The following is a 19,391-nucleotide window of genomic DNA, read 5'->3' on the forward strand; positions in this document are numbered from 1 at the left end:
TCGTCACGGCCAACATAGGCGACCGACGGGATGCCTGTCCGCATCCCGCGCGACCGAAATTACGCAGTTGGGGCTCACGATGCGGCGACGGTCGCCTTGTTGATCACGACCGTCGCGTTGGGCGCCCCGTCGCCGGCCCCGGTGCTCTCGCCGGCGTCGGCGATCTTCTTCAGCACCTTCAGACCGGCGTCCGAGATGGTGCCGAACGGCGTGTAGCTCGGCGGGAGCTGGCTGTCCTGGTAGACCAGGAAGAACTGGCTGCCGCCGCTGTCCTTCTGGCCGGTGTTGGCCATGGCGACCGTGCCCGCCGGGTAGACGTTGTCCTTCAGGCTGGCGTCCTTCAGGTTCTCGTCCGGGATGGTGTAGCCCGGCCCGCCGGTGCCGGTGCCCGTCGGGTCGCCGCACTGCAGCACGTAGATGCCGTTCGTGGTGAGCCGGTGGCACTTCGTGTGGTCGAAGTAGCCCTTGTTCGCCAGGAAGTCGAACGAGTTGACCGTGTGCGGGGCGGCCGACGCCTTCAGCGCCACGTCTATCGCGCCGCAGGTGGTGTCCAGCTTCAGCGTGTACTTCGCCGACTTGTCGATCGACATCGCCGGCTCCTTCTTCCAGGTCTTCTTCGCGACCTCGCCCTTCGCGGGCTCCTCGCACGGGTCCGGAGCCTTGCTGGGCGCCTCCGCGCTCGGGGTGGCCTCCGCGCTCGTGGTGGTCTTGTCGTCGTCCTGCTTCAGCACCCCGGTCGTGTACAGCGCGAGGCTGCCGATCAGGACCACACCGAGCACCGACGCGATCACCGCGTTGCGGACCCGCGCCTTCTGACGCGCCTCGGTACGCCGCTGCTGCTGCCTCAAGAACTTCTCCCGGGCGAGCTGACGCCGCCGCTGCTCCTGGCTGACCACCGGGTTCTCTCCTCATGCGTCTCGTGTGCCGGCCGGTACGCGTGCGTACGTGCGGTGAGCCGACCGCCTGCGTGTGCCCCGTACCGTATATGGGTTCGCTGAGGAATCGGCAGCGCCGGTAGGCTCTGACCACGGGCGCAGCCCCGTCGCAAGCCTCCCGTACCGACACAAACGAAGGACGATCGTGCTCATTGCCGGGTTCCCCGCCGGGGCCTGGGGGACGAACTGTTATCTCGTCGCCCCCGCCGCCGGTGAGGAGTGCGTGATCATCGACCCCGGCCACCAGGCCGCCGACGGCGTGGCGGAGGCGGTCCGCAAGCACCGGCTCAAGCCCGTCGCCGTCGTCCTCACCCACGGCCACATCGACCATGTCGCCTCGGTGGTCCCGGTGTGCGGGGCGCACGACGTTCCCGCCTGGATCCACCCCCAGGACCGGTACATGATGAGCGACCCCGAGAAGGGCATAGGCCGGGCCATCGGCATGCCGCTCATGGGAGAGCTGACGGTGGGGGAGCCGGACGACGTCAAGGAGCTCACCGATGGCGCGAAACTGCGGCTGGCGGGCCTGGAGTTCGGCGTCTCGCACGCGCCGGGCCATACCAAGGGGTCGGTGACCTTCGGCCTGCCCGGGTCGGCGGACGTCCCGCCGGTCATGTTCTCGGGCGACCTGTTGTTCGCCGGCTCCGTCGGACGCACCGACCTGCCCGGCGGTGACATGGCCGAGATGCTCGACTCGCTGGCCCGCGTGTGCCTGCCGCTCGACGACTCGACCGTGGTGCTGTCCGGCCACGGCCCCCAGACGACCATCGGCCAGGAGCGCGCCACCAACCCGTATCTGCGGCAGGTGGCGGCCGGCCAGGGAGCGCCCCAGGCTCCCCGACGAGGAATGTGACAACTACTTCCGTGAGCACTTTCAAGGCCCCGAAGGGCACGTACGACCTGCTGCCGCCCGATTCCGCCAAGTTCCTCGCCGTGCGCGAGGCGATCGCGGCCCCGCTGCGCGGCTCCGGCTACGGCTACATCGAGACGCCCGGCTTCGAGAACGTCGAACTGTTCGCGCGCGGTGTCGGTGAGTCCACCGACATCGTCACCAAGGAGATGTACGCCTTCGAGACCAAGGGCGGCGACCGGCTCGCCCTGCGCCCCGAGGGCACCGCCTCCGTGCTGCGCGCCGCCCTGGAGGCCAGCCTGCACAAGGCGGGCAACCTCCCGGTCAAGCTCTGGTACTCGGGCTCGTACTACCGCTACGAGCGCCCCCAGAAGGGCCGTTACCGCCACTTCTCCCAGGTCGGCGCCGAGGCGATCGGCGCGGAGGACCCGGCGCTGGACGCCGAGCTGATCATCCTCGCCGACCAGGCGTACCGCTCGCTCGGCCTGCAGAACTTCCGCATCCTGCTCAACAGCCTCGGCGACAAGGAGTGCCGCCCGGTCTACCGGGCCGCGTTGCAGGACTTCCTGCGCGGCCTCGACCTGGACGAGGACACCCTGCGCCGGGCGGACATCAACCCGCTGCGCGTCCTGGACGACAAGCGGGAGTCGGTGCAGAAGCAGCTCACCGGCGCGCCCCTGCTGCGCGACTACCTCTGCGACGCCTGCAAGGCGTACCACGAGGAGGTCCGCGAGCTGATCACGGCGGCGGGCGTGGCCTTCGAGGACGACCCCAAGCTCGTGCGCGGCCTGGACTACTACACCCGCACCACCTTCGAGTTCGTCCACGACGGCCTGGGCTCCCAGTCCGCGGTGGGCGGCGGCGGCCGCTACGACGGCCTGTCCGAGATGATCGGCGGTCCCGCGCTGCCGTCCGTCGGCTGGGCGCTGGGCGTCGACCGCACCGTGCTGGCGCTGGAGGCGGAGGGCGTCGAGCTGGAACTGCCCGCCACCACCAGCGTGTTCGCCGTGCCGCTCGGCGAGGAGGCCCGCCGCGTGCTGTTCGCCAAGGTCACCGAGCTGCGCAAGAACGGCGTGGCCGCTGACTTCGCCTACGGCGGCAAGGGCCTCAAGGCCGCGATGAAGGCGGCCAACCGCTCGGGCGCCCGGTACGCGCTCATCCTCGGCGAGCGGGACCTCGCCGAGGGCGTCGTCCAGCTCAAGGACCTGGAGTCCGGCGAGCAGAGCGCGGTCGGCGTGAACGAGGTCGTGGCGGAGCTCGAGTCCCGCCTCGGCTGAGACCCCCGCTCCACGGGCGCCGGGTCCCCTCCCCAGGGGGCCCGGCGCCCGCCTCGTCAACCGCGCGCACCCCGCCGCCACCCGCAAGGGCAGCCGGGACCGGACGCCCGTGCGGGCGCCCCACCGAGGTCGGCCGAAACCCCGCGCCCGGGGCGAACAGGCGTACGTCCTTATCCGCGGTCAACGGCGCACCCACCGAGCCGTACGGCACAATGGCCCCTGCCCGAAGCAGGTCCCCACCACCAGTGACGGAATCGGCGTGATGAGCAAGACGACAGTCAGGGACGTCGACATGGAGCCCGAATCCCCCTCCCCGCAGCAGCGTGCCGCCTCCTCGCCGCGCACCGAGGGCGCGAGCCGGGCGTTCGCGCTGCTCCTGATCATCACCGGCGCGGCCGGAGTCCTCGCCGCGTGGGTGATCACGCTCGACAAGTTCAAGCTGCTCGAGGCCAAGGTCAAGGGTGAGACGTTCGTCCCCGGCTGCAGCCTCAACCCGGTCGTCTCCTGCGGCAGCGTCATGGAGAGCGACCAGGCCTCCGTGTTCGGCTTCCCCAACCCGATGCTGGGCCTCGTCACCTACGGCATCGTGGTCTGCGTCGGCATGAGCCTGCTCGCCCGGGCCCGCTTCCCGCGCTGGTACTGGCTCACCCTCAACGCCGGCACGCTCTTCGGCGTCGGCTTCTGCGCCTGGCTGATGTTCCAGTCCCTGTACCGGATCAACGCCCTGTGCCTGTGGTGCTGCCTGGCCTGGGTCGCCACGATCATCATGTTCTGGTACGTGACCTCCTTCAACGTCCGCAAGGGCTTCCTGCCCGCCCCGAACTGGCTGAAGAGCTTCTTCGCCGAGTTCACCTGGGTCATGCCGGTGCTGCACATCGGCATCATCGGCATGCTGATCCTGACCCGCTGGTGGGACTTCTGGACCAGCTGACCGCCCGCCCGGGCTGTCGGCGCGGTGCTTTAGGGTTTCAGGGTGGAGCCCGACCTGTTCACCGCCGCAGCAGAAGAACGCCAGGAGAAGGACCCGGCCGGCAGCCCCCTGGCGGTCCGGATGCGCCCGCGCACCCTCGACGAGGTGGTGGGCCAGCAGCACCTGCTGAAGCCGGGCTCCCCCCTGCGCAGACTCGTCGGCGAGGGCTCCTCGGGCCCCGCCGGCCCGTCCTCGGTGATCCTCTGGGGCCCGCCCGGAACCGGCAAGACCACCCTCGCCTACGTCGTCTCCAAGGCCACCAACAAGCGCTTCGTGGAGCTGTCCGCGATCACCGCGGGCGTCAAGGAGGTCCGCGCGGTCATCGACGGCGCCCGCCGCGCCTCCGGGGGGTACGGCCAGGAGACCGTCCTCTTCCTCGACGAGATCCACCGCTTCAGCAAGGCCCAGCAGGACTCCCTGCTCCCGGCCGTGGAGAACCGCTGGGTCACCCTGATCGCCGCGACCACCGAGAACCCGTACTTCTCGGTCATCTCCCCGCTGCTCTCCCGCTCCCTGCTGCTCACGCTGGAACCGCTCACCGACGACGACGTCCGCGGTCTGCTGCGGCGCGCCCTCACCGACGACCGGGGCCTCAGGGGCGCCGTCACCCTCCCCGAGGACACCGAGGACCACTTCCTGCGCATCGCCGGCGGGGACGCCCGCCGCGCGCTCACCGCCCTGGAGGCCGCAGCCGGCGCCGCGCTCGACAAGGGCGAGGCGGAGGTCACCCTGGCGACCCTGGAGGAGACCGTCGACCGGGCCGCCGTGAAGTACGACCGCGACGGCGACCAGCACTACGACGTCGCCAGCGCCCTGATCAAGTCCATCCGCGGCTCCGACGTCGACGCCGCCCTGCACTACCTGGCCCGCATGATCGAGGCCGGCGAGGACCCCCGCTTCATCGCCCGCCGCCTGATGATCTCCGCCAGCGAGGACATCGGCCTCGCCGATCCCAACGCGCTGCCCATCGCGGTCGCCGCCGCCCAGGCCGTCGCCATGATCGGTTTCCCCGAGGCCGCCCTCACCCTCAGCCACGCCACCATCGCCCTGGCCCTCGCGCCCAAGTCCAACGCGGCCACCACCGCGATCGGCGCCGCCCTGGAGGACGTGCGCAAGGGACTGGCCGGACCCGTGCCGTCCCACCTGCGTGACAGCCACTACAAGGGCGCCGGCAAGCTCGGCCACGGCAAGGGCTACACCTACCCGCACGACCTGCCCGAGGGCATCGCCGCCCAGCAGTACGCGCCGGACGCCCTGAAGGACCGCGAGTACTACGAGCCCACCCGGCACGGCGCGGAGGCGCGGTACGCGGACGCGGTGGAGTGGACCAGGCAGCACCTCGGTCGCAAGCGGTCCTGAGCGCCGTGTAAACTCACGCGAAGTGCTGTGTCCCGTGTCCGGCTCCGGTCGGCGCCTCAGGCGGGACGACCAGCCGGATCTTTCGATCCAGGAGCGTCGCGCACCGTCGTAGGTGTCGCGGGCAGCCCACCACCACCCGTAAGTCCCGGGAGCGGTCGGTGGGCCGTTCGTGTGCTGCACGTATGTGCCCAGACCAGGGGAGCGGCTGCCCGGCTCGTCCCACGTGGACCTGCTGGGATTCCCCGGCTGCGGATGCGACCTCCCGTAACCCTGAGGCAGCCGTAAAGGAAAAGGAAAAGAAGTGGCGAACCAGTCCCGCCCCAAGGTCAAGAAGTCGCGTGCCCTCGGCATCGCGCTGACCCCGAAGGCCGTCAAGTACTTCGAGGCCCGCCCCTACCCGCCGGGTGAGCACGGCCGTGGCCGCAAGCAGAACTCGGACTACAAGGTCCGTCTGCTGGAGAAGCAGCGTCTGCGCGCGCAGTACGACCTCTCCGAGCGGCAGCTCGTCCGTGCCTACGAGCGCGCCTCCAAGACCTCGATGAAGACCGGCGAGGCCCTGGTCATCGAGCTCGAGCGCCGTCTCGACGCGCTGGTCCTGCGTTCGGGCATCGCCCGCACGATCTACCAGGCCCGCCAGATGGTCACGCACGGCCACATCCAGGTGAACGGCAAGAAGGTCGACAAGCCTTCCTTCCGTGTCCGCCCGGACGACGTCGTCGAGGTCCGCGAGCGCAGCAAGGAGAAGACCCTCTTCACGATCGCTCGTGAGGGTGGCTTCGCCCCCGACGGTGAGATCCCGCGCTACCTGCAGGTGAACCTCAAGGCCCTGGCGTTCCGCCTGGACCGTGAGCCGAACCGCAAGGAGATCCCGGTGATCTGCGACGAGCAGCTCGTCGTCGAGTACTACGCCCGCTGACCCCAGCAGGCACGCGATATCCCGAGCCCGTCGTCTTCCCGCCCTTCGGGGCGGGCGAGGCGGCGGGCTCGTCTTCGCCCCGCCCCGCGCGGAACTCCGCCCTCGCCGGACACTAATCCGGTACGGAGACGCGCCACCGGCGCGATAGGCTCGGTGACACGACTTTCTCGATGTTCAGGCGCGTTTCAAGGGAGCGGGTGCACACAGTGTCCGGTGGCGAGGTGGCCGGAATCCTGGTGGCCGTCTTCTGGGCGATCCTGGTCTCCTTCCTCGCCGTCGCGCTGGCGAGGCTGGCCCAGACGCTCCGGGCGACCACCAAACTGGTGGCGGACGTGACCGACCAGGCCGTCCCCCTGCTGGCGGACGCCTCCACGGCGGTGCGCTCCGCGCAGACCCAGATCGAACGGGTCGACGCGATCGCCTCCGACGTCCAGGAGGTCACCTCCAACGCCTCCGCGCTGTCCACCACCGTGGCCTCCACCTTCGGCGGCCCCCTGGTCAAGGTCGCCGCCTTCGGCTACGGCGTGCGCCGGGCCGTCAGCGGCCGCAAGGAGGACGCGCCCGCCAAGACGCGGCGCGACGTGATCGTGGGCCGCACCGTCCCGGGCGCGCGGCGCGACAAGCGGACCCGGGGAAAGAAGGACTGACCCGACGATGTTCCGCCGAACGTTCTGGTTCAGCACCGGCGTCGCCGCCGGCGTGTGGGCCACCACCAAGGTCAACCGCAAGCTCAAGCAGCTCAAGCCCGACCACCTCGCCGTCACCGCGGCGCACAAGGCGATCGAGGCGGGCGGCCGGCTCAAGGACCGCGCGGTGGACTTCGCGCTCGAGGTCCGCGACAACATGGCCCAGCGGGAGGCCGAACTGGGCGACGCGCTCGGGCTGAACGCCCCGGTCGACCGTGAACTGCCCGCGCCCCGCGGCTACGCCGTGATCGAGAACCGCAACAGCCCCACGTACGTCGAGGGCCCGGCCCGGAAGTCGACGTACCCGACGTACCCGTACAACCGGAATGAGGACCACTGATGGAGTCGGCCGAGATCCGCCGCCGCTGGCTGAGCTTCTTCGAGGAGCGCGGGCACACCGTCGTCCCGTCGGCGTCGCTCATCGCGGACGACCCGACTCTGCTGCTCGTCCCGGCCGGCATGGTGCCCTTCAAGCCCTACTTCCTCGGCGAGGTCAAGCCGCCCTTCGACCGCGCCACCAGCGTGCAGAAGTGCGTGCGCACCCCCGACATCGAAGAGGTCGGCAAGACCACCCGCCACGGCACGTTCTTCCAGATGTGCGGCAACTTCTCCTTCGGCGACTACTTCAAGGAAGGCGCCATCAAGCTCGCCTGGGAGCTGCTCACCAGCCCCCAGGACAAGGGCGGTTACGGCCTGGAGCCCGAGAAGCTCTGGATCACCGTCTACCAGGACGACGACGAGGCCGAGCAGATCTGGCGCGACGTGGTCGGTGTGCCCGCCGAGCGCATCCAGCGCTTGGGTAAGAAGGACAACTTCTGGTCCATGGGCGTCCCCGGCCCCTGCGGCCCCTGCTCCGAGATCAACTACGACCGCGGCCCCGAGTTCGGCGCCGAGGGCGGCCCCGCCGTCAACGACGAGCGGTACGTGGAGATCTGGAACCTCGTCTTCATGCAGTACGAGCGGGGCGAGGGCACCGGCAAGGACGACTTCGAGATCCTCGGAGACCTGCCCAGCAAGAACATCGACACCGGCCTCGGCCTCGAGCGGCTCGCCATGATTCTGCAGGGCGTGCAGAACATGTACGAGATCGACACCTCCATGGCCGTCATCGAGAAGGCCACCGAGCTGACCGGCGTCCGCTACGGCGACGCCCAGAGCTCCGACGTCTCATTGCGCGTGGTCACCGACCACATGCGCACCTCCGTGATGCTCATCGGCGACGGTGTCACCCCCGGCAACGAGGGCCGCGGCTACGTGCTGCGCCGCATCATGCGCCGCGCCATCCGCAACATGCGTCTGCTCGGCGCCACCGGCCCGGTCGTCAAGGACCTCATCGACGTCGTCATCGGCATGATGGGGCGGCAGTACCCGGAGCTGATCACCGACCGCGAGCGGATCGAGAAGGTCGCCCTCGCCGAGGAGAACGCCTTCCTCAAGACGCTGAAGGCCGGCACCAACATCCTCGACACCGCCGTGTCCGAGACCAAGGCCGCGGGCTCCGCCGTGCTCCCCGGCGACAAGGCCTTCCTGCTGCACGACACCTGGGGCTTCCCCATCGACCTCACCCTGGAGATGGCCGCCGAGCAGGGCCTCTCCGTGGACGAGGACGGCTTCCGCCGCCTGATGAAGGAGCAGCGGGAGCGCGCCAAGGCCGACGCCCGGTCCAAGAAGACCGGCCACGCCGACCTCGGCGCCTACCGCGAGATCGCCGACCGGGCCGGCGCCACCGACTTCATCGGCTACACGGACACCGAGGGCGAGTCCAGCGTCGTCGGTATCCTCGTCGACGGCGTCTCCTCGCCCGCCGCCACCGAGGGCGACGAGGTCGAGATCGTCCTGGACCGCACCCCCTTCTACGCCGAGGGCGGCGGCCAGATCGGCGACACCGGCCGGATCCGCACCGACTCCGGCGCCGTCATCGAGGTACGCGACTGCCAGAAGCCGGTCCCGGGCGTCTACGTGCACAAGGGCGTCGTCCAGGTCGGCGAGGTCACCGTCGGTGCCCGCGCCCACGCCGCCATCGACGACCGCCGGCGCAAGGCCATCGCCCGCGCCCACTCGGCCACCCACCTCACCCACCAGGCCCTGCGCGACGCCCTCGGCCCGACGGCCGCCCAGGCGGGCTCCGAGAACCAGCCCGGCCGGTTCCGCTTCGACTTCGGCTCCCCGGCCGCCGTCCCGCAGACGGTCATGCTGGACGTCGAGCAGAAGATCAACGAGGTGCTCGCCCGCGACCTCGACGTGCGCGCCGACGTCATGGGCATCGACGAGGCCAGGAAGCAGGGCGCCATCGCCGAGTTCGGCGAGAAGTACGGCGACCGGGTCCGCGTGGTGACCATCGGCGACTTCTCCAAGGAGCTGTGCGGCGGCACCCACGTGCACAACACCGCCCAGCTGGGTCTGGTGAAGCTGCTCGGCGAGTCGTCCATCGGCTCCGGCGTGCGCCGCATCGAGGCCCTGGTCGGCGTGGACGCCTACAACTTCCTCGCCCGCGAGCACACGGTCGTCAACCAGCTCACCGAACTGCTCAAGGGCCGCTCCGAGGAGCTGCCCGAGAAGGTCTCCGCCATGCTCGGCCGGCTGAAGGACGCCGAGAAGGAGATCGAGAAGTTCCGCGCCGAGAAGGTGCTCCAGGCCGCCGCCGGTCTCGCCGAGTCCGCCAAGGACATCAAGGGCGTCGCCGTCGTCACCGGCCAGGTCCCGGACGGCACCACCGCCGACGACCTGCGCAAGCTGGTGCTCGACGTGCGCGGCCGCATCCAGGGCGGCCGCGCGGCCGTCGTGGCCTTGTTCAGCACGGTCAACGGCAAGCCGCTCACCGTCATCGCCACCAACGAGGCCGCCCGCGAACGCGGCCTCAAGGCCGGTGACCTGGTGCGCACCGCCGCCAAGACCCTCGGCGGCGGCGGTGGCGGCAAGCCGGACGTCGCCCAGGGCGGCGGACAGAACCCGGCCGCCGTCGGCGAGGCCGTGGACGCCGTGGAGCGTCTCGTGGCGGACACCGCCAAGTGAACGACGGTCCCACGCACCAGCAGGCGGACGGCCCGGCCCTGCGCCGCGGCCGCCGCCTCGCGGTCGACGTCGGGGACGCCCGGATCGGGGTCGCCTCCTGCGACCCCGACGGGATCCTCGCCACCCCGGTCGAGACCGTCCCCGGCCGGGACGTCCCGGCCGCGCACCGCAGACTGAGGCAGCTCGTCGAGGAGTACGAGCCGATCGAAGTCGTCGTCGGTCTCCCCCGCTCCCTCAAGGGGGGCGAGGGCCCCGCCGCTGCCAAGGTCCGCGGCTTCACCCAGGAGCTGGCACGTATGATCGCCCCGGTTCCGGTGCGGCTCGTGGACGAGCGGATGACCACGGTGACGGCCAGTCAGGGGCTGCGCGCCTCCGGCGTGAAGTCCAAGAAGGGCCGCGCCGTCATCGACCAGGCCGCCGCTGTGATCATCCTCCAGCAGGCACTGGAATCCGAACGGGTGTCAGGCAGACCACCCGGCGAGGGCGTCGAAGTGGTCATCTGATCGCGATACGGTAACGTTCCGCGCGATGCGGGCGGTGTTCGAACAGCCCCGCACTAAGAGAGGCGGAACGGGAGCCGCGGTCTTCAGGTGGCCGGGCTGCCGCCGCCTCGCGGCTCTAGGGGATCGATGACTGAGTATGGCCGGGGCCAAGGCTCCGAACCGTGGCATCCGGACGATCCGTTGTACGGGGACGGCGGATGGGGAGAGCAGCAGGCCGCGCAGCCCTCCTACGACGGCCAGGCGCAGCAGTACCCGCAGCAGCCGCAGACGCAGCAGCAGTACGGCGACTGGGGCACCGGTGACCAGCACGGATACGGCGACCAGTCGTACCCGCAGTACGACCAGTACGGTCAGCAGTACGCGCCTCAGCAGCCCCAGCACCAGCAGCCCCAGCACCAGCAGCAGTACCCGCAGCAGCATCAGCCCCAGCAGCAGTACGACCAGAACGGCTGGCCCACGGGCTCCTACCCCCAGGACCCCTACGCCGGCGGTCCGGCGGACCCGTACGCCCAGCAGCCGTCCGCGCCCTACGGCGGGGAACAGTCCGACTACTACGGCACACCCGAGGCATACCCGCCGCCCGAGCCCCCCGGCCGCCGACGCGCCGAACCCGAGCCGCAGACCGACTGGGACCCCGGTCCCGACCAGGGCGAACATGCGTTCTTCGCGGGCGGCGACGACGATGACGGCCGCGACGACGAGCCGGAGGACCGGCGCGGACGCGGTGACCGCAGGGGCGGCAAGGAGCGCCGGGGCGGCAAGGAGAAGAAGCGACGCAGCGGCCTGGCGTGTCTCGTGGTCGTCGTGGTCTTCGGCGGCGGCCTGGCCGGTGTCAGCTACTTCGGCTACCAGTTCTACCAGGATCGTTTCGGCAGCGCCCCGGACTTCGCGGGCTCGGGCAACGGCGAGCAGGTCACCGTCACCATCCCCAAGGGCTCGGGCGGCTACGCCATCGGCCAGGAGCTCAAGAAGATGGGCGTGGTCAAGAGCGTCGACGCCTTCGTCGCGGCACAGGCGGCCAACCCGGACGGCAAGAGCATCCAGGACGGCGTCTACACGATGCAGAAGGAGATGTCGGCCGCGAGCGCGGTCGAACTGATGCTCAGCCCGAAGAGCCGCAACAACCTGATCATCGCCGAGGGCAAGCGCAACAGGGCCGTCTACGAGCTCATCGACGCGCGCCTGGAGGTCAAGAAGGGCACCACGGCCAAGGTCGCCGAGACCAAGTGGAAGACGCTCGGCCTGCCCGAGTGGGCCATGAACCACCCGGACGTGAAGGACCCGCTGGAGGGCTTCCTGTTCCCGTCCAGCTACGCCGTCGCCAAGGGGCAGACGCCGGAGGACGTCCTCAAGCAGATGGTGGCTCGTGCCACCGAGAAGTACGAGTCGCTGGACTTCGAGGCCAAGTCCAAGAGCCTGGGCCTCGACGGGCCGTGGGAGCTGGTGACGGTCGCGAGCCTGGTGCAGGCCGAGGGCAAGACCCACGACGACTTCCGCAAGATGTCCGAGGTCATCTACAACCGGCTGAAGCCGACCAACACCGAGACGAACCAGAAACTCCAGTTCGACTCTTCCTTCAACTACCTCCTGGGCCAGAGCGAGATCGACATCTCCGCGTCGGAGATCAACAGCAACCCCGACCCCTACAACACGTACACCAACCGGGGTCTGCCGCCGGGCCCGATCGGCAATCCGGGCGAGGAGGCTCTGCAGGCCGCGCTGAAGCCGACCACGGAAGGCTGGATGTACTTCGTCGCCACGGACGGCATGCACAAGACGGAGTTCGCGAAGACGATCGCGGAGCACGACCGGCTCGTCGACAAGTTCAACGATTCGAGGAACAACTGATGCCGGCCACCCGCCGTGCCGCGGTGCTCGGTTCCCCGATCGCCCACTCCCTCTCCCCGGTGCTGCACCGCGCCGCCTACGCCGAACTCGGCCTGGAGGGCTGGACGTACGACCGGTTCGAGGTCGACGAGCAGGCGCTGCCCGGCTTCTTCGAGACGCTCGGTTCCGAGTGGGCGGGACTGTCGCTGACCATGCCGCTGAAGCGGGCCGTGATCCCGTTGCTGGACTCGGTCAGCGACACCGCCGCCTCGGTCGACGCGGTCAACACCGTCGTCCTCGGCGAGGACGGCCGCCGCACCGGCGACAACACCGACATCCCCGGCATGGTCGCGGCCCTGCGCGAGCACGGCATCGACAAGGTGGAGACCGCCGCCGTCCTCGGCGCGGGCGCCACCGCCTCCTCCGCGCTCGCCGCGCTGGCCCGCATCTGCCCGGGCGAGATCGTCGTCCACGTGCGCAGCGAGGCACGGGCCGCCGAGATGCGGCAGTGGGCGGAGCGGCTCGACGTCACCGTGCGGATCGCCGCCTGGGACGACGCCGAGCAGGCCCTGCACGCGCCCCTCGTCGTGAACACCACCCCGGCGGGCGTCACCGACTTCCTGGCCCGCGCCGTCCCGGAGCGCCCGGCGGCCCTCTTCGACGTGCTGTACGACCCCTGGCCGACCGTCCTCGCGGCCCGCTGGTCGGCGTACGGCGGGGCCGTGGTCGGCGGCCTCGACCTGCTGGTGCACCAGGCGGTGCTCCAGGTGGAGCAGATGACGGGACGGTCGCCGGCCCCCCTGGAGGCCATGCGGCGGGCGGGCGAACTGGCCCTCGCCGCGCGATAGGATCCCGCCTCGGTTCCGCAGGGGGCGGAACCAGGGAGGGGACCCTCTTCCCTGTCCGAAGGCGTGCCGCCGGCGTCCTGGAAGACCCAGATCTTCGAGTCCGTGCCGGGCTTCCTGCCCGACTGGGTGCAGATCACCGTACGGGCCCTGGTCGTTCTGGCCTTCGTGGCGGGCTGGGTGCTCAAGCTCCGGCGCGGAATCGTTCACCGCCGCGCCCTTCGCGCCATGGCGGCCGCGCAGCGCCCGGCGGGCGGAGCCGACTCCCTCGGCCCGTACGCCCCGCAGCGGGGCAGCGACGACGGCCCGCTCGGCGCCCACGCACCGGCGCCCACCGTCGGGGACGCCCGCCGGCCGAGCGGGGCCGACTTCCTCGGCGCCTGCGCGCCCGCGCGCGGGGGCGACGAGCGGGCCTGACCGGGTGCCCGGCCCGTGATCCCGGCCGTCCGCCTGATGGACCGGCGGCCGGGCACCGTGCCCGACGTGGGAGGATCGAAGCACGGCGGACCGGGACCCGCGCACCCCGTCCCGCCGCATGCGTACGCGAAGAGGCGCGTGCGCAGGGCAGTACCGGGGCGCGAACACGGAGGAGCACCGTTGAGCAGGTTGCGCTGGCTGACCGCGGGGGAGTCCCACGGTCCCGCACTCGTCGCGACGCTGGAGGGCCTTCCCGCCGGCGTGCCGATCACCACGGACATGGTGGCGGACCACCTGGCGAGGCGGCGGCTGGGCTACGGCCGCGGTGCCCGGATGAAGTTCGAGCGGGACGAGGTGACCTTCCTGGGCGGTGTCCGGCACGGCCTGACCCTGGGCTCCCCGGTCGCGGTCATGGTGGGCAACACCGAGTGGCCGAAGTGGGAGCAGGTCATGGCGGCCGACCCGGTCGACCCCGAGGTGCTGGCGGGCCTGGCCCGCAACGCCCCGCTGACCCGGCCCCGTCCCGGCCACGCGGACCTGGCCGGCATGCAGAAGTACGGCTTCGACGAGGCCCGCCCGATCCTGGAGCGCGCCTCCGCCCGGGAGACCGCCGCCCGGGTGGCGCTCGGCGCGGTCGCCCGGTCGTACCTGAAGGCGACGGCCGGCATCGAGATCGTCTCCCACGTGGTCGAACTGTGCTCCGTCAGGGCCCCGCAGGGCGTGTACCCCACCCCGGCCGACGTCGAGAAGCTCGACGCCGACCCGCTGCGCTGCCTGGACGCCGACACCTCGAAGGCGATGGTCGCCGAGGTCGACCAGGCGCACAAGGACGGCGACACCCTCGGCGGCGTGGTCGAGATCCTCGCCTACGGCGTGCCGGTGGGCCTCGGCTCGCACGTCCACTGGGACCGCAAGCTCGACGCGCGGCTGGCCGGCGCCCTCATGGGCATCCAGGCCATCAAGGGCGTCGAGATCGGTGACGGCTTCGAACTCGCCCGCGTCCCCGGCTCCAAGGCGCACGACGAGATCGTGAACACGCCCGAGGGCATCCGGCGGGTCTCCGGCCGCGCCGGCGGCACCGAGGGTGGCCTGTCCACCGGTGAACTGCTGCGCTGCCGCGCCGCGATGAAGCCGATCGCCACCGTCCCCCGCGCCCTGAAGACGGTCGACGTCACCACCGGCGAGGCCGCACAGGCCCATCACCAGCGCTCCGACGTCTCCGCCGTCCCGGCCGCCGGCATCGTCGCCGAGGCCATGGTCGCCCTGGTGCTGGCGGACGCGGTGGCGGAGAAGTTCGGCGGCGACAGCGTCACCGAGACCCGCCGCAACGTCACCTCGTACCTCGAGAACCTGGCCGTCCGGTGAGCCCGCGCCTCGTCCTGATCGGCCCGATGGGCGTGGGCAAGTCCACCGTGGGCGGGCTGCTCGCCCAGCGCCTCGGCGTCGCCTACCGGGACACCGACGAGGACATCGTCGCCGCCGAGGGGCGCACCGTCGCCGACATCTTCGTCGAGGACGGCGAGCCCGCCTTCCGCGCCCTGGAGAAGCGGGCCGTCCAGGAGGCGCTCACCACGCACGACGGCGTCCTCGCCCTGGGCGGCGGGGCGATCCTCGACGCCGGCACCCGCGCGCTGCTCGCCGGACAGCGAGTGGTCTACCTGTCGATGGACGTCGAGGAGGCGGTCCGCCGCACCGGCCTCGGAGCCGCCCGCCCGCTGCTCGCCGTCAACCCGCGCAAGCAGTGGCGCGAGCTGATGGAGGCCCGCCGGCACCTGTACGAGGAGGCGGCCACCGCCGTCGTACCGACCGACGGACGCACGCCCGAAGAGGTCACCGACGCGGTCCTGGACGCACTGGAGCTGAAGGAAGCATGAGCAACGAGGCAGTGACCCGCATTCATGTCGCGGGCACGGCGGGCACCGAGCCCTACGACGTCCTGGTGGGCCGGCAGCTGCTCGGTGAACTCGCCGGGCTGATCGGGGAGAAGGCCCAGCGGGTGGCGATCGTGCACCCGGAGGCCCTCGCCGAGACCGGCGAAGCGCTGCGCGCGGACCTCGCCGGACAGGGCTACGAGGCCGTCGCCATCCAGGTGCCGAACGCGGAGGAGGCCAAGACCGCCGAGGTCGCCGCCTACTGCTGGAAGGCCCTCGGCCAGTCCGGCTTCACCCGCACCGACGCCGTCGTCGGGGTCGGCGGCGGCGCCACCACCGACCTGGCCGGCTTCGTCGCCGCGACCTGGCTGCGCGGCGTCCGCTGGGTCGCCGTGCCGACCACCGTCCTCGGCATGGTCGACGCGGCCGTCGGCGGGAAGACCGGCATCAACACCGCCGAGGGCAAGAACCTCGTGGGCGCCTTCCACCCGCCCGCCGGTGTCCTGTGCGACCTCGCCGCCCTCGACTCCCTCCCGGTCCACGACTACGTCTCCGGGCTCGCCGAGGTCATCAAGGCCGGCTTCATCGCCGACCCGGTGATCCTGGACCTCATCGAGTCCGACCCCGAGGCCGCCCGTACACCCGCGGGGCCCCACACCGCCGAGCTCATCGAGCGCTCGATCCGGGTGAAGGCCGACGTGGTCTCCTCCGACCTCAAGGAGTCCGGTCTCCGCGAGATCCTCAACTACGGCCACACCCTCGGCCACGCCATCGAGAAGAACGAGCGCTACAAGTGGCGCCACGGCGCGGCCGTTGCCGTCGGCATGCACTTCGCCGCCGAACTGGGCCGGCTGGCGGGCCGCCTGGACGACGCCACCGCCGACCGTCACCGCACGGTCCTGGAGTCCGTGGGCCTGCCCCTCGCCTACCGCTACGACCAGTGGCCCAAGCTGCTGGAGAACATGAAGGTCGACAAGAAGTCCCGCGGCAACCTGCTGCGCTTCGTCGTCCTCGACGGCCTCGCCAAGCCCACCGTGCTGGAGGGCCCCGACCCGGCCGTCCTGCTCGCCGCCTACGGCGAGGTGGGGGAGTAGCGCCCGACGGGCACTCGTCACCGCCCCCGGCCGTTCACACAACGACGGCAGGGGGCGGTACCGTTCGGTTCGCGGGACGACACCCCCGCTGTCAGCGACCCATTGCCTGTACGAGACGGAGTGGCACCGGATGCAGCACGCAGTGGGTTCTCCGCTGCCGCCGCCCCACCAGCCGGGGCACGGACCCGCCGCCGGCTGGTCACCGGCCGCGCACCACCCAGGTCAGCACCCGCAGGGCCCGCCCCCCGACGCCCGCCGCCCGCGGATTCCCGCGCCCCCCCCCTGCGGGACCGGTGCACGCCTCCATGCCTCCGCCGCCGGACTCCACCGGCCATGTCACGCTGCCGCCCGGCGGCCCGGTCGGCATGCCGAGCCTGCCGCAGGCCCCGGCGACCCCTGACCCGGGCGCGACGACCCTCGCCGTCCTGCTGATCGGTCCCGCGGGCGCCGGCAAGACCAGCGTGGCCAAGTACTGGGCGGACCACCGCCGGGTGCCCACCGCCCACATCAGCCTCGACGACGTGCGCGAGTGGGTCCGCTCCGGTTTCGCCGACCCCCAGACCGGGTGGAACGACCACTCCGAGGCCCAGTACCGCCTGGCCCGCCGCACCTGCGGCTTCGCCGCCCGCAACTTCCTGGCCAACGGCATCTCGTGCATCCTCGACGACGCGGTCTTCCCCGACCGCCCGGTCGTCGGCCTCGGCGGCTGGAAGCGGCACGTCGGACCCGGCCTGCTGCCCGTCGTCCTCCTCCCCGGCCTGGACGTCGTCCTGGAGCGCAACGCGGAACGCACCGGCAACCGCCGCCTCGGCGACGAGGAGGTGGCCCGCATCCACGGCCGCATGGCCGGCTGGTACGGCTCGGGCCTGCCCATCATCGACAACTCCCAGCTGGACATACCCGAAACGGCCCGCATCCTCGACGACGTCCTCACCCGCGCGATAGCCAGCCCGCCCAAGTGGTGACCGCCCCCCAGGCCCGGCCCCGGCCGTCCTGAGCGGACTCAGCGCCGTGCCCGGTGCGGGGCTCACCCCCACTCGGCCCCGCCCGACCGGCGACATCGCGCCACCCCTCCTACGCTCGAACCATGTCTGAGGTCTACGCGGTCCGCCGGACGCGGCTACGGGAACGCTGCAACGCGAGCGGCAGCACGGCAGCGCTGGTGTCCCGGCCCGCCAACGTGCGCTACCTCGCCGGTGCCGCCCCCGAGAACGCCGTGCTCCTGCTCGGCAGGACCGAGGACGTACTGGTCTGCCCGGAACCCCCGGACGACCGCACCCCGCACAGCCGCCCCGACGAGGCGCTCCGCCTCCACCTCATGTCCGGCATCGGCGGCGACCCGGCCGTCGAGGCCGCCGCCCTCGCCACGGCCCAGGACGTCGACGCCCTCGCCGTGGAGGAACACCACCTCACCGTCACCCGGCACCGGGCGATCGGCGAGGCGGCCCCCCGTCTGCGCCTCACCGGGGTCGCGGGCGCCGTGGAACAGCTGCGCGTCGTCAAGGACGAGGAGGAGATCTCCTGCCTCCGCATCGGCGCGGAGATCGCCGACCAGGCGCTGGGCGAACTCCTGGAGTCCATCCTGGTCGGCCGCACCGAACGCCACCTCGCCCTGGAGCTGGAGCGCCGCCTGGTCGACCACGGCGCCGACGGACCGGCCTTCCCACCTCCGTGGCCACCGGCCCCACGCCGGCCGCCCGGCCACCGCCCCACCGACCGCCGCGTCGAGGAGGGCGACTTCCTCTCCGTCTGTCTCGGGGCCACCTACCGCGGCTACCGCTGCGAGATCGGCCGTACCTTCGTCATCGGCACGGCCCCCGCGGACTGGCAGATCGAGCTGTACGACCTGGTCTTCTCCGCCCAGCGCGCGGGACGCGAGTCCCTCGCCCCCGGCGCCGCATGCCGTGACGTGGACCGTGCGGCGCGCCAGGTCCTGGACTCCGCCGGGTACGCCGAGGCGCTCCCCGTCCTCACCGGTCACGGCGTCGGACTCGAAATCGACGAGGACCCTCAATTGACCCCGGCGGCCATGGGTAAACTGGACGCTTGCGTGCCGGTCACCGTCGAGCCGGGGGTCCACCTCCCCGGCCGGGGCGGAGTCCGGATCGATGACACGCTCGTCGTGCGCCCCGAGGCGGACGGCGGACCCGAGCTACTCACCATCACGACCAAGGAGCTGCTCGCGCTCTAGCCTCGCGCAGTGCGCCTGCCTTCGCCCCGGCCGTCGTCCACGTCAGTCCAGTCCAGGAGATTCCGCAACCGTGGCTTCCACGAACGACCTCAAGAACGGCATGGTGCTCAAGCTCGAAGGCGGCCAGCTCTGGTCCGTCGTCGAGTTCCAGCACGTCAAGCCCGGCAAGGGCCCGGCCTTCGTGCGCACCAAGCTCAAGAACGTGCTCTCCGGCAAGGTCGTCGACAAGACCTTCAACGCCGGCGTCAAGGTCGAAACGGCCACCGTCGACAAGCGCGACATGCAGTTCTCCTACATGGACGGCGACTACTTCGTCTTCATGGACATGGAGACCTACGACCAGCTCATGGTCGACCGCAAGGCCGTCGGCGACGCCGCCAACTTCCTCGTCGAGGGCTTCACCGCCACCGTCGCCCAGCACGAGGGCGAGGTGCTCTTCGTGGAGCTGCCGGCCGCCGTCGAGCTGACGATCCAGGAGACCGAGCCGGGCGTCCAGGGCGACCGCTCCACCGGCGGCACCAAGCCCGCCACGCTGGAGACCGGCCACCAGATCCAGGTCCCCCTCTTCATCACCACCGGTGAGAAGATCAAGGTCGACACCCGCACGAGCGACTACCTCGGCCGGGTGAACAGCTAAC

The 19,391-nt window shown here is 71.3% G+C and carries 20 protein-coding genes; 19 read left to right on the forward strand and 1 reads right to left on the reverse strand.

Annotated elements, in window-relative coordinates; translation table 11 throughout:
* Positions 1-74: 74 nt before the first annotated feature.
* Complete coding sequence (locus F3L20_RS10325) at positions 75-896, reverse strand: peptidylprolyl isomerase (protein WP_145827916.1); 822 nt, start codon at positions 894-896, stop codon at positions 75-77.
* A gap of 184 nt (positions 897-1,080) precedes the next feature.
* Here F3L20_RS10325 and F3L20_RS10330 point away from each other — a divergent pair, with 184 nt between their 5' ends.
* From F3L20_RS10330 to efp, 19 genes are all read left to right on the forward strand, one after another.
* On the forward strand, positions 1,081-1,788 hold the full coding sequence (locus tag F3L20_RS10330; RefSeq protein ID WP_150153991.1) for an MBL fold metallo-hydrolase: 708 nt from the start codon (positions 1,081-1,083) through the stop codon (positions 1,786-1,788).
* Between the two features lie 11 nt (positions 1,789-1,799).
* On the forward strand, positions 1,800-3,062 hold the full coding sequence (hisS, locus tag F3L20_RS10335) for a histidine--tRNA ligase (protein ID WP_150153992.1): 1,263 nt from the start codon (positions 1,800-1,802) through the stop codon (positions 3,060-3,062).
* A gap of 262 nt (positions 3,063-3,324) precedes the next feature.
* The gene (locus F3L20_RS10340; protein WP_150153993.1) at positions 3,325-3,993 is read left to right on the forward strand and encodes a vitamin K epoxide reductase family protein; all 669 of its coding nucleotides are present in this window, start codon (positions 3,325-3,327) and stop codon (positions 3,991-3,993) included.
* A gap of 42 nt (positions 3,994-4,035) precedes the next feature.
* Positions 4,036-5,391 carry a replication-associated recombination protein A gene (locus tag F3L20_RS10345; protein WP_150153994.1) on the forward strand — a complete coding sequence of 452 codons (1,356 nt, stop codon included), beginning with the start codon at positions 4,036-4,038 and terminating at the stop codon, positions 5,389-5,391.
* A 301-nt stretch (positions 5,392-5,692) separates the two neighbouring features.
* Positions 5,693-6,307, forward strand: a complete 615-nt coding sequence (rpsD, locus tag F3L20_RS10350; RefSeq protein WP_019523761.1) for a 30S ribosomal protein S4 — start codon at positions 5,693-5,695, stop codon at positions 6,305-6,307.
* Positions 6,308-6,504: 197 nt separating this feature from the next.
* Positions 6,505-6,954: a DUF948 domain-containing protein gene (locus tag F3L20_RS10355; protein ID WP_106967097.1), complete on the forward strand. Its 450-nt coding sequence runs from the start codon at positions 6,505-6,507 to the stop codon at positions 6,952-6,954.
* Between the two features lie 7 nt (positions 6,955-6,961).
* Positions 6,962-7,333, forward strand: a complete 372-nt coding sequence (locus F3L20_RS10360; RefSeq protein WP_150153995.1) for a hypothetical protein — start codon at positions 6,962-6,964, stop codon at positions 7,331-7,333.
* Positions 7,333-10,005, forward strand: coding sequence for an alanine--tRNA ligase (gene alaS, locus F3L20_RS10365; RefSeq protein ID WP_150153996.1), 2,673 nt, complete (start codon positions 7,333-7,335; stop codon positions 10,003-10,005). The genes F3L20_RS10360 and alaS overlap by 1 nt, the downstream gene beginning before the upstream one ends.
* Positions 10,002-10,508 carry a Holliday junction resolvase RuvX gene (ruvX, locus tag F3L20_RS10370; protein WP_037723525.1) on the forward strand — a complete coding sequence of 169 codons (507 nt, stop codon included), beginning with the start codon at positions 10,002-10,004 and terminating at the stop codon, positions 10,506-10,508. The genes alaS and ruvX overlap by 4 nt, the downstream gene beginning before the upstream one ends.
* A gap of 126 nt (positions 10,509-10,634) precedes the next feature.
* Entirely contained in the window at positions 10,635-12,356 is a 1,722-nt protein-coding gene (mltG, locus tag F3L20_RS10380; protein WP_150153997.1) for an endolytic transglycosylase MltG, read from the forward strand.
* Complete coding sequence (locus tag F3L20_RS10385; RefSeq protein ID WP_150153998.1) at positions 12,356-13,183, forward strand: shikimate dehydrogenase; 828 nt, start codon at positions 12,356-12,358, stop codon at positions 13,181-13,183. The genes mltG and F3L20_RS10385 overlap by 1 nt, the downstream gene beginning before the upstream one ends.
* 63 nt (positions 13,184-13,246) lie before the next feature.
* Positions 13,247-13,597 carry a hypothetical protein gene (locus tag F3L20_RS10390; protein WP_346768086.1) on the forward strand — a complete coding sequence of 117 codons (351 nt, stop codon included), beginning with the start codon at positions 13,247-13,249 and terminating at the stop codon, positions 13,595-13,597.
* Between the two features lie 180 nt (positions 13,598-13,777).
* Positions 13,778-14,962, forward strand: a complete 1,185-nt coding sequence (gene aroC, locus F3L20_RS10395) for a chorismate synthase (protein WP_150154000.1) — start codon at positions 13,778-13,780, stop codon at positions 14,960-14,962.
* The gene (locus F3L20_RS10400; RefSeq protein WP_206338884.1) at positions 14,959-15,471 is read left to right on the forward strand and encodes a shikimate kinase; all 513 of its coding nucleotides are present in this window, start codon (positions 14,959-14,961) and stop codon (positions 15,469-15,471) included. The genes aroC and F3L20_RS10400 overlap by 4 nt, the downstream gene beginning before the upstream one ends.
* The gene (gene aroB / locus F3L20_RS10405; RefSeq protein ID WP_150154001.1) at positions 15,468-16,562 is read left to right on the forward strand and encodes a 3-dehydroquinate synthase; all 1,095 of its coding nucleotides are present in this window, start codon (positions 15,468-15,470) and stop codon (positions 16,560-16,562) included. Before F3L20_RS10400 ends, aroB begins: the two co-directional genes overlap by 4 nt.
* 130 nt (positions 16,563-16,692) lie before the next feature.
* Positions 16,693-16,962 (forward strand): Pro-rich N-terminal domain-containing protein, encoded by a 270-nt coding sequence (locus F3L20_RS35580; RefSeq protein ID WP_431193188.1) that lies wholly within the window; start codon positions 16,693-16,695, stop codon positions 16,960-16,962.
* Complete coding sequence (locus F3L20_RS10410) at positions 16,868-17,527, forward strand: AAA family ATPase (protein WP_150154002.1); 660 nt, start codon at positions 16,868-16,870, stop codon at positions 17,525-17,527. Before F3L20_RS35580 ends, F3L20_RS10410 begins: the two co-directional genes overlap by 95 nt.
* Before the next feature lie 122 nt (positions 17,528-17,649).
* On the forward strand, positions 17,650-18,753 hold the full coding sequence (locus F3L20_RS10415; protein WP_150154003.1) for an aminopeptidase P family protein: 1,104 nt from the start codon (positions 17,650-17,652) through the stop codon (positions 18,751-18,753).
* A 70-nt stretch (positions 18,754-18,823) separates the two neighbouring features.
* The gene (gene efp, locus F3L20_RS10420) at positions 18,824-19,390 is read left to right on the forward strand and encodes an elongation factor P (protein ID WP_006131211.1); all 567 of its coding nucleotides are present in this window, start codon (positions 18,824-18,826) and stop codon (positions 19,388-19,390) included.
* The last annotated feature ends 1 nt before the right edge of the window (position 19,391 follow it).

The sequence above is a fragment of the Streptomyces tendae genome (assembly GCF_008632955.1).
Lineage (GTDB): Bacteria > Actinomycetota > Actinomycetes > Streptomycetales > Streptomycetaceae > Streptomyces.